Raw genomic sequence first — 12,402 nt, forward strand, 5'->3', positions numbered from 1 at the left:
AAAATAAATTTTTATATTAGATCCAGAGAAAGGATTTTATCTATTAATGAAATCTCAAAACATTTCACTGGAGTCGCAATAGAACTAACGCCAGCATCGGAGTTTCAGTAATCCTATTCCTTTAGGAGTTATATGAACAGATATAAATCACCGCCGGATTAATAACTAAGAGATGTAACATTTGGTAAAGACATTTGGGCAGTAAGTATAATGGGTAAAATGAAATTACAGCTATCAAGTGTTACAAGCGGGATTTTCTAATATGGGCAATATTTGATCATTTATGCGGTTGCCCTGGCGAATTACCTATCCAATAGACCCACTTTGTGGGTTTTTTCATAATCGATCTGAATGATTCCATTATAATTAACTTGCGATATATCAATCCTCACTCAAAGCGCTATCCCTCATTGTAAAGTCTATAAATTTCCAGAACAGTGTTTGAAGTTTAATCTCGCTATTAATTTAACTCATTATAGTTAGTAATATTGTATTTATTGTTCGCCTTTATTTGGATCAGAGTAATGGAAGTGAGCGGTTATTTTTTCACTATAGATATTTTGTTGCAAAGAAATAAGTTAAATTTACCTACATTTCTGATGCAACAATGTTAATAATTTAACCTTAGTAATTTGATTTGTGAAAATCTTTTAATAATTTTAATAAAAACAACAAGTTAATCTATGTTTTAATATTATTTTTTACTATCTTATTTGTATTGTTAACATCAGTGTGGGGATATAGGGCAATATGTGGGGGGTAAACAGACTTTCTTGTGTATTAATATTGATTTTGAGTTTTTGCTCTATATTATTTTATTCTGCTTATTCATTTAACACTATTTGTATATATAAGCTCATTATGTCTCTGAGCTTAGGTTTTTTATTTCACTATATATTCTACAATCTTTGTGAATAAATTTCTTGTTAAGGGCGAAATATGTTTAAAAAATTCGAACAATCATCTTTGATATCAATCATGACAAAGGTGTTTTCTCTCATTATTGCATTGAACATAAAGTAAATAATCAATGAAATAGTAACTTAATAGAGTTAGGGTAATCTGACTAATTAGGCCAAATAATGCCATCGTTGATGGCTGTCATTATATTTTTACCGTGGTAAGAACGGTGGATTCGCACTGTCCACGGAAAACTCGATTCTCAAAACCGTTGCTGTATCTGTCAGATGCAGTGGTTTTCTATTTAACCTAAACTTAAATTAAGGGATTATTTATGGGAAAATCATCAAACCGTAGTACAGAATATTTCTTTACTGGAAAATACTACGATGATGATGATGGTAATAATATTGTTGCCATCGGCGTGGGAGGGGTTATTTATGCCAAAGGAGGCGATGATCGTATTACCCTCGGATCGATTGGGGCGACGGTCTATGCTGATTCTGGTAATAAGGTTGTCAATGGCGGTGCCGGATATTTAAAAATAGTGGATAAGGAAGGTAATCTGTCAGTACATGGCGCTGCCGGTTATTCGGGTATTGATAAGAGCGGCAATGGTGATATTTCATTTGCTGGCGCGGCGGGAGGGGTTGCTATCGATCACCGGGGAAGCCACGGTAATCTCAATTTCTCTGGGGCGGCTGCTTATAATGGCCTGAGTCGTAAAGGGCAATCCGGTGAGGTGATTTTTGAAGGTGTCGGTGGTTATAACGAGTTATGGCATGAAACCAATCAAGGCAATTTAAATTTTTTCGGCGCCGGCGCCGGTAATAAAATTGATCGTACCTGGTATGATCACTATGAGAAAAGTCACGGCGATGTGAAATTTGAAGGCGGGGGAGCAGCAAATAGTATTAGTTCGCGGGTTGAAAACGGCAATATTAATTTCACAGGAGCCGGAGCGGATAATCACATTATACGTAAAGGTAAAGAAGGCAATATTATTTTGCATGGCGCCGGGGCATCAAACCGTATTGAACGCTTGCGCCAAAGCCAAGATCAATATGGACAGACCCACGGTAATATCGAATTTGCAGGGGCAGGGGGTTATAACCGGATTTATTCTGATGTCGCACATGGTGATATTAGTTTCGATGGCGCCGGCGCTTACAATGAAATATCAAGAATCGGCGTAGATAGCGGTTCTCGTGATGGCGCTCTGGAATACGCTAAAGCCGAAGAGATTGTGTTAACGACAGCGACAATAGGAGGAAAGTGGCTTCAACAATCCCAACACCAACAGGTGATTGGCATTAAATCAACTGTCGAGACTAATACTTATCTCTTTGCGCTGGCCGATGAAATGTACACTAAGCTGGTTAAGGTTCAACTTCAAAATGATCCTGAAACCGGTAAGCTCGGTTATTACGCTACTTCTTGGTACAAACAGGGCAATCATCTCAATAATCTTGCTACGGAGAATATCTCTTCAAGTAATGGATTTTTCGATATACATTCCAATGGTGGTTACCGTCTCTTTAATCTAATCTTTGAACATCATCAACCCGTTACTATTCAACATACGGTTGAAGAAGATTTGCAGGAAAACCAGTGGGTGACTTATGCCGGTGGAACCAATGCCAGAGCAGGAGATGTCACGTTGGTTGATGCCAAAATGCATGGGCATGCAATCCATTCCGGTGGTTTGATATTGGATGTTTCAGCGGTGAAATCGAACTGTCAACCGAACACTTATATTTATGCCAAGTATGTTGAGTCATATACCAAAGTGGTGATGGTTGAATTGGTGAATAATCCTGAAACCGGTGCGCTGCAATATTATGCCAGTGCTTGGTATAAAGAAGGTGATCATACCGGCAATCTGGCTGCCGAAGATTTTTCCCCTAAAAATGGTTATCGTTCAATGGATGTGGGCGGATATTCCCTAACCCATCTGCAATACAAAGTGAATTCAGTACGCCGGGTGTCTGAACATTTAGCACATACCGAAGAGTACAGCTATCAGGAGTTGGTGAAATCATCTGCGGATATGGGTGATAGCTCCGGTGACATTAATTTTAAGGGCATGGGGGGCGGTAATGTCATTACCTCCAGCGTCACACGCGGTAATGTTAATTTTGAAGGCGCTGGTGCTGCCAATGTAATTGTGAAGCGTGGGGAACAGGGCAATCTGACATTCCGTGGCGCAGGTCTGGCAAACGTGCTGGTGCATCAAAGCCAACATGGAGAAATGGATGTTTACGCTGGCGGTGCGGCAAACGTATTGGTCCGAATCGGTGATGGGCGGTATCTGGCTCATCTCCTGGCGATAGGTAATATCTCAATCCACCAAGGTAATGGCGAGAGCCGAGTTGTCATGTTTGGGGGTTACAACACTCATAGCCAAATAGGTAATGGTAACGCTAATTGGTTAGGCGCCGGTGGTTTTAATGTGATGACCCAAACAGGTAAGGGGAAGGTCTCCTCGGTACTGGCGGGGGGCGCCAATGTGCTGACTAAGCTTGGTGCCGGCGATTTGGTTGCCGGTATGCTTGGTGGCGCGAACATTATCACCCATCTCCACGATGATGAAATATCAGGTACCACGGCGGTTGCGTTAGGCGGCGCCAATATTTTGACGAAAAAGGGCAGAGGTAGTGCTATTGCGTTGATGGGCGGCGGCGCTAATGTGTTTACGCATATTGGCAATGGGAGTACGACGGGTGTGATGTTAGGCGGCGCTAATATTCTGACCAAGATCGGAAACGATAACACCACGGGTATTATGCTCGGCATCGGTAATGTGCTGACTCATGTCGGTGGCGGTCAGACTCTGGGAGTTATGGGAGCCGCAGGCAATGTTTTTACTAAAGTGGGTGATGGAACTGCGATTGCGGCCATGATTGGCGCGGGCAATATCTTTACCCATGTTGGCAATGGTGATGCATGGGGGTTGATGGGAGGCTTGGGGAATGTTTTTACCAAAGTAGGGGATGGTAAGGCGCTGGCATTGATGATCGCTGCCGGTAATGTGTTTACCCACATTGGTGATGAAACGAGTGTTGCCTTGATGTTGGCTAAAGGCAATATCGCAACCAAAGTGGGTAACGGTATGACGCTGGCGGCAATGATCGGCGAGGCCAATGTGATGACCCATATTGGTAATGGCTCAACCTTTGCCGCGATGATCGGGCAGGGTAATATCCTGACGAAAGCGGGCAATGATTTGACGCTTGGTTTGATGGTTGGTGAAGCTAATATCTATTCGCATGTGGGTAATGGCGCCAGCATTGGCCTGTTTGCCGGTGAGCTGAATGTAATGACCAGGGTAGGGGATGGTACAACATTGGCGGCAATGTTTGGTCGAGCCAATATCATGACGCATTCCGGTAATGGCTTAACCGGTGTTTTAGCGTTAGGAGAGGCGAATATTGTCACCAAAGTGGGCGATGATTTTATGGGGGTGGTTGCGGCGGCGGAGGCGAATGTCATTACTCATAAGGGATCATCAACCACTGCTGCTGTGCTATTCGGTAAGGGTAATATTCTAACGAAGGTGGGTGACGGGACAACAGTCGGTTTACTTATTTCCGATGTGGGTAACATCATGACCCATGTTGGTGATGGCACGACGGTGGGTTTCGCCAAAGGTAAAGCGAATATCATTACCAAAGTGGGGAACGGTACCGGCGTTAATGCTGTTTGGGGGGAGGCTAATATCCTGACTCAGGTTGGTGATGGCGACCGTTATAACTTCGCTAAAGGTAAAGCGAACATCATTACCAAAGTAGGTAATGAGCAGGAAGTCACGGTTGTTCAAGGGGATGCCAATATCATCGCCCATGTGGGGCAAGGTGATGATTATACCGGCGCTTGGGGCAAAGCTAATGTGATTACCAAAGTCGGTGATGGGCGTAATGTCATACTTGCCACTGCTGATGCCAACATTGTGACTCAGGTAGGTAACGGTGACAGCTTTAATGCCTTGTGGAGTAAAGGGAATATTGTCACCAAAATAGGTGATGGTATGCAGGTTACTGCGGCAAAAGGCAGAGCGAATATTACTACCACGGTGGGGAATGGTTTAAGTGTTACTGCGACGCATGGCGATTTTAATATTAATACCAAAGTGGGTGATGGTATTTCCGTTAACGCAGCGTGGGGTGAATATAACGTTAATACTAAAGTCGGGCATGGTCTTAATGTTGCGATCATGAAAGGCAAGGGCAACGCCAATATTCATGTTGGTGATGGTCTGGGGATTAACGCCTCTTATGCGCGTAATAATGTGGCGATTAAGGTTGGTAACGGCGATTTCTACACGCTTTCTATTGCGGAAAGCAATACGCAAAGTAATAACCTTTCCTTTCTGTTTAAAACGATTAGACAAACTGTGTTAGGTGTGGAAGGTAGTCAGGCGATTAACTATCTGATGCACGGTAATGAGGCGAATAGTTCTGGTACGAATAGAGGCCGAGGGGCGATTAATTTAACTGAAGTTTCTGCCATTGATGGTTTCCAGATGAATGCCATTGATGACGTTGGTTCGGATCTGCGTAATAAATTAAGCGGTACGGTCACTCAGGTGGAGACGCCTGATACTAAGGCTATCCAGAATGCTTTGCATATTGGAGACGAAGTTGATTCGACTCAGAGTGAATCATCATCACAAGCTGATGCTGTTATTAAACATGCAAAACAGGACAGCGCTGCGCAAAATGCGTTAAGTGATAAAGAGAAAGCGGAGGAAAATCGCCGCATTCTGGAACAAGAACGGGATGACCAACTTAAAACAATTTCAAAATCACAACTCCAATTGGAATCAACAAATCAAAATGCGCTGAATACCAATGGACAAGTACAGCGTGATGCAATAAGTGGAGAATCCAGAGCGGTAACGAAAGAGCTGCTCTCCATGACTCAACGTCTGAATGCGCTTAATGGCTATGTCAATTACACAGGTCAATCGGGTGATGAGTGGCGTAACCGGTTTGCTACGGGATATTTGAACCGTACTCAGGAGAAATTAGATGACACCAAATTTATTTCCCAGAAAAAATTAGCTGATTTACAACCGTGCTTTATTGATAATCAAAAACACGTAAAAAATACAATTGGCAAATCAGCAGCAGGTTTAGAACAAAGTTATCAGAATATAAAAAACACAGACGACAGTATTGAGGATGCGCGTACAAAAGCGAAATCAAGACAGAAAGAAGCGGATTTACAACGTCTGCGAGCAGCGCAAGCGGAAAGCGATGCCTATGCCGTATATGAAGAAGCGAAACAACGCGGTGAATATGATAGCTCGGTAGCGAAAAATAAAGCCGCTCAGGTACAGGCTGATGCGAAAGGGGCGAAACAGGCCGGTGACGCAAAACCCGATCGTAGCGGGGCGCCCGGCAGTGGCTTGTCTGGGAGGGCTTATATACCAATCGACGTAGCGAAACCGAAAAGTCATATCAATCCTGAATCCAAAGCGGAAGCTAATGGCTGGAACAGTGAAGATCTAACACTCACAGCCGCAGATTTGGCGGCATTGAATAGTGCGCGACGGGCGGTTAATCGACTACAGATCAACAGGGGTATTCGTGCTGAACATGTCGGTGCTTCGGTCATTTCGCGGCTTACCGGAACGTCATCCGATAGAGTTATGGAGCCTGCTTCAAATCAACCGAGAAAGTTAACCACAAAAGCACCTGTAATTTCGGGTATCAATTTGCAAGGGTTAGGGCAAGTTGCTGGTGGAGATAGCCTTAAATCCCATTCTTCCATCCTGAGAGAGTTTGAGCCTTTCTTGCTGAGTCAGGGTGACAAACGGTTTATTGATTCGACGAAAAGATATCTTGGCCAGATAAATACCGATCGGCCCAGTAAGGCGCTGGCGGCAGTACGTGAGGTTTTCAATAATGCGGTCGAACAACCTGATGAGCAGCATGTGTTGCAGCTTGAGCAAGCGCTTGCTCATTGGCAACAGCATGATCCCAATGAATTTGCCAGGCGTGGCCGATTAGTTAAAAGCCTGCGTTTTGAGATGGGGGAACGGGTTGCCTACCTTCAAGCAAAAAGAGCTGAATCAGCCGGGATTTTAGGGGTTAGCCTAGCGCCTGACCATATTGCACAGTTTGACCAACAGGTATCCTTTGATGGATTTGGGCGTGTGGTAGGTCTGAAAGGCGATATCGCGCAAAGCGAAATTAATCGTCTTACTGCTTTACAAATCAAGCCATTGACTCAGATTAACTCTGTAGCGGAGCGGGAAACGCCTAAAACTGAAAGTGAAAGCCTCATCGTTTTCGTTAGCCGATTGCAACAAGAGGCTATTCCCGAAGGTATGCCGCTAATTGAACGGGTCAAAAATCTGTGGCTTAGCGGACAAGTAACACAACAGGAAACCATTAAGCTGTTTGAGGAGGCGGTTGCCCAGTTGCAGACACATCCTGAATTACACACGTTAGCTCAACAGTTACTGGCTGATGCCCGTAAGGAAAAGACGACTGGACAATATATTGACAACCTGTTTGGCCGCCATTTTGATTCTGAATTGGCCCATGAATTGGTGAAAACAGCGCCACAGGATGCCATGACTGCTTCCAGACAGACAGGGCAATTTCTGGTAGAGAGATTTGAACAGTGGATAGGGGGTTTTTATCCTGATGTAGCCGAGCGTGAGAAGGTTATTGCTAAAAAGATGGCGGGATTCGCCAGGGTCATTAATAGGGATTTTCGTCCTTGGTTCAGTCGGGTGCCTGAATTGACGACGTTTCTGGATGAACCGACTTTTGCCAATTTCAAAGTCATGATGACTCAGGTTGATGATGGTTTTGCGGTGATTAAGGTGCCATTTCTGGCAGTGAAAATGGCAACTACCTCAGGAATGGGGATGGATCGTGCGGAGTGGAAGGTTAAAGGGGATCGTTTCTATGAGGATGCGATCACCAAAGCCCGTTCGACCAGTAGTCAACTGACTAGCGGGGCTGATGTCACGTATGAAGTCGAAATAACCGAAAAGCAGACTAACGATTATGGTACGGCATTGCCTTACCAGCCTGCTAATAACAAGCATGATGACTTTTTGTATGGCAGAAAGGTTGCTGCGGGCCGAATTTTGGTCCCCGGATGGGAAACGAGATTTGAGCATCATGCGTTAGCGCAAGGTCACTCTGTGGTGACAGGCGCTTCCGGCTCGACCAATATCATGGTTCACCTCAATAACTATATTGCCAATGAACAGATTGCCAATGAACAGATTGCCAATGAACAGATTGCCAATGAACAGATTGCTGGTGAACAGCCTGCTTTCTCGGCCAGGCAGGGTTATCTCAACACGCTGGCGTTTCTGGTATTTGATGGTGGTCATTCTGTCAACGAAAGTCTGGCGGTTTATCAGGCACTACAGGTAACTGGTGATGAACAACGTAGACAGGTATTGAACAGCTACACTGCCAATTATCGGGATCTGGTGGATATTGCCGGTGGAGAAGGCAAAGTGTGGGTAAGTCAGGCGCTGGATAACGCTTTCCGAGAAACTGGGGAGTTCTATCAGAAACATGCCAGAGTGAAGCCACAAAGTCGTCCAGCGGTGGAAGAGTTAGACGGGTTATCAGGTAAGAATAAGAGGCCACAACCGACTATCATCGACGATACTCATCAGGATAAGAAAGTGAACAGACCACTCGGTGACTGGCAAATAGAGAAGGTGACGCCACAAGCTGATGGCCGTGAAACTCGCTTTGATGGTCAGATTATTATCCAAATGGAGGATGATCCGGTCGTCGCTAAGGCCGCGGCCAATCTGGCGGGTAAACACTCAGATTCTAGCGTGGTGATTCAACTTGACTCTAGGGGCGAATATCGTGTGGTTTATGGCGATCTTGCCCGATTATCCGGGAAGTTACGTTGGCAGATTGTCGGTCATGGTCGTGATACGTCGGAGCAAAATAACATTCGTCTGAGTGGTTACGCGGCTGATGAACTGGCGACCAGATTAACGCGGTTTTATCGGGACGTTAATCTGGGTAAAAGCATAACTCACAAACCTGATCACATCAGTATTGTGGGTTGTTCTTTGATAAGTGATGACAAACGGGATGGCTTTGCTCGTCGCTTTATCACCGTGTTGGATAAGCAAGGCATTCGCAGCGATGTTTCCGCTCGCAGTAGTGAAGTGGCGGTTGATGCCGGTGGACGCAAATTTACCCGTGATCAAAATAACCAATGGGTTAACAATCTGGCTGATAACAAAGTTGTATTAAGTTGGAATGATAAAAATGCGCTGATCACGCATACCGAACAAGTTCGTCGCGGTATTGCTGAAAGTGATATCAACCTCTCCAGGGTAGGACATACCGAAGCGGATACCGTTATTAAAGGCGCGATTACCGGCCGCAATGAAGTGTTAGTTCAACCCAAGAAACGTGGAAATACGATTCAGGTTGCCCCTGACGATCAATCGAATAATCAGCTCAGTTACTCCGGTAATATTCAGGTGAATGTGGGAGATGGCGAGTTTACCGCCCTCAACTGGGGAACTTCGAACGTCGGTATTAAAGTGGGTAGCGGTGGTTTTAAATCACTGGCCTTCGGTGATAACAATGTGATGGCGCACATCGGTAATGGCGACAGTAAACAGAGCTTCGATATTGCAGGCTATCAAGCGCTTGAAGGGGCGCAAATGTTTATCGGTAATCGTAATGTCAGCTTTAACCAAGGCCGCAGTAATGACCTGATTGTGATGATGGATAAATCCATTCCAACGCCGCCGTTGGTTAATCCGTTTGATGGCGCTGCGCGTATTGCTCATGTATTACAAGGGGTTGCCGGTTTCAGTGAGGATCAAGATTGGTTGGCGGCGCAAGATCAGCAGTGGACCATCGCCGGTGCGAAGAGGTTTGTGGAGGATATGTCCGGTTTGGACCAAACCAGCAGCGTAGACTACAACACATTGACTGATCTGGATTCGCAACATGAGCGTAGCAGCCGTGGTTTGAAGCATGACGCTGAATTGACATTGAACAAGAAATTTAATCAGTGGCTAGGCGAACATGGCAATGGCGCTGGTATAGGCAAAATAAGTCGTATAGAGCAATTCCGTCAGGCTAATCAGAAACTGGCTTTCAACTTTGCTGTAGGCGGGCGTGGCGCTGATATTCAGGTGACAACCGGTAACTGGAATTTGATGTTCGGTGACCATATCCAATCGATTCTGGATACTAACTTGGGTTCGCTGTTTGGCCTGATGACGCAGCAATATTCGGCAACGGGCATGGCGAAGACCACCTTTACTTATAATCCACGGGATTTGCCGCGTCAGCTTAAGAATAAACTGATTGGCCGATTAGCGAGTGTAAATGCAGATACCACCTTAGCGGATATTTTTGGGGTGAACTACACCGCAGAGGGGAAAATTATTTCCCGCTCAGGCGAATCGGTTGATGGTGAGGAGATTCTGCAAGAGATGCTGGAAGTGATTGGGGAATTTAGTGGTGATCAACTGCAAGCTTTCGCCAATCCAGAAAAATTACTTGATAGCCTGGAGGCGGGCATTGATATGGGCGAGGATGGAGTCAGGTCATTTGCGGAGAGTCATGGTCTGAAAGAGAAAGCGCCCGATGAACATCAGGAATCAGGATCTGCGGTGAATATCAATGGAGAAAATGCCCAGACCAATAATAAACCCAAGTCTGCGTTTGGCTTTAATTCGCTTAACTTACCTAATCTGTTTGCCACGATGTTCAGCGAAGAGAAGCAGCGAGAGATGAAATCGTTAGTGGTTAACCTGAAAGAAAACCTGACGACTGATCTGCTTAATATGGAAGAAAAAACGTTTGATTTCCTGCGTAACAGCGGCCATTTGCACGGTGATGGCGATATCCATGTATCGTTGGGGAACTATAACTTCAACTGGGGAGGCGACGGTAAAGATCTCGGCGCTTATTTGGGAGATAACAATAACTTCTGGGGTGGTCGCGGTGATGATGTTTATTACTCACTAGGTACCTCCAATATTTTTTCAGGTGGTGAAGGTAATGACTTGGGTGTCCTGATGGGACGTGAAAACTGGATGTTTGGCGGTAATGGTGATGATACCGCAGTGGTGGCTGGGCGCATTAACCATATCTCTATGGGGGAAGGCAATGATCAGGTGTTTGTCTTTGGTGAAGGCGGTTTTATTGATGCCGGTAACGGACAAGATTACGTTGTCGCCTCCGGCAACTATAATCGGGTGGATAGTGGGGAAGGTCAGGATTATGCGGTAATCATCGGCAATAATAATCAGGCCGAACTGGGTGGAGGAGACGATTTTGCCAGAGTATTTGGTAATGACAATCGGGTTGATGGTTATTCCGGCAATGATGGGATTAAGCTGATGGGCTACCATGCGGTGATTAATGGTGGCGAAGGTGATGATCATCTGATAGCCGCGGCTATTTCGAAGTTCAGCCAATTTGACGGCGGTGAAGGTCAGGATCTGCTGGTATTAGGCGGGTATCAGAACCATTTCCGGGGCGGCGCAGGTGTGGATAGCTTTGTGGTCAGCGCAGAGGTGATTGATAACCGAGTGAGCGATATTAACGCAGAAGATATGATCCTGTTTAACGGTGTTGACTGGCAAAATCTGTGGTTCCAGCGTAGCGGATATGATCTGGTGCTGTCAGTGAATCGCCATACTCAGGACACCACCGCTCAGGGGAGATTTGAATCGGTGGGTTCGGTCACTTTTAATGATTACTTCAATGGCAATCGCGCCAAATTGGTGACTCGGATGAGTGATAAGAACGCGTCTGGGGAGCGTGAATTTACGGCACTGTCAGATAATGCGGTGGATTCTTTGATTCAGGCCATGAGTAGTTTCTCCCCGACAGTGGGTGATAATGGTTTTATTGAAAGTCTGGACAGTCAGGCGAAAACGGCTATCGCAACGGCGTGGACCGATGTGACGATTGGTAAGGGGAAATTTGCTTAATTAACTCTTTATTAGCTCTTTCTATAAGTCAGTAAAAACGTTGTTATAGAAATAAAAATGGCTCACAGAAAGGTGGGCCATTTTTTTTGTTTTATATTTTGATTAAGTTTTTCTATTTTGTTTAAAAACAGGGTTATTATTATCGAATTGATTGTAATAATTTATTATTTTTTACATAGTGATTCTGTAATAGATAAGTTAAATATTTGTGGTGTTTTTATATTTTAAATATTAATAAATTACTCTATAAATATTTTATTTTTTAAATCTGAATAAAAAATTGTCTATGATTAATTTAATGTCTATTTTATTAACTGAGTTAGCACTAATAGTCATGATGGTGAGTATTAGGAAGTGTCAGGGGGGATAAAAAGACTTTTTGTGTGTGGATATTGCTTTTGCATTTCTACTCTATATTATCTCGCCAAATTTATTCAGCTCATTAATCACAAATTTACTCAAAGAACTCGTAGATACATAAACTCAGGATTCATCTGAGTTTAATTTTTTATTTATTTTTAATTGCTTTATTAATA

At 44.5% G+C, this 12,402-nt stretch carries 1 protein-coding gene; it reads left to right on the forward strand.

Annotation, left to right across the window (positions count from 1 at the left end):
- Nucleotides 1-1,234 precede the first annotated feature (1,234 nt).
- Nucleotides 1,235-11,866, forward strand: coding sequence for an MARTX multifunctional-autoprocessing repeats-in-toxin holotoxin RtxA (gene rtxA, locus EAE93_RS19185; RefSeq protein WP_214040339.1), 10,632 nt, complete (start codon nt 1,235-1,237; stop codon nt 11,864-11,866).
- Nucleotides 11,867-12,402: the final 536 nt, after the last annotated feature.

The organism is Photorhabdus akhurstii, assembly GCF_018448925.1.
GTDB classification, from domain to species: domain Bacteria; phylum Pseudomonadota; class Gammaproteobacteria; order Enterobacterales; family Enterobacteriaceae; genus Photorhabdus; species Photorhabdus akhurstii.

What these genes read in the sequence shown, in the direction of transcription:
- rtxA (WP_214040339.1), top strand. Translation starts at nt 1,235, where the DNA reads ATGGGAAAATCATCAAACCGTAGTACAGAATATTTCTTTACTGGAAAA.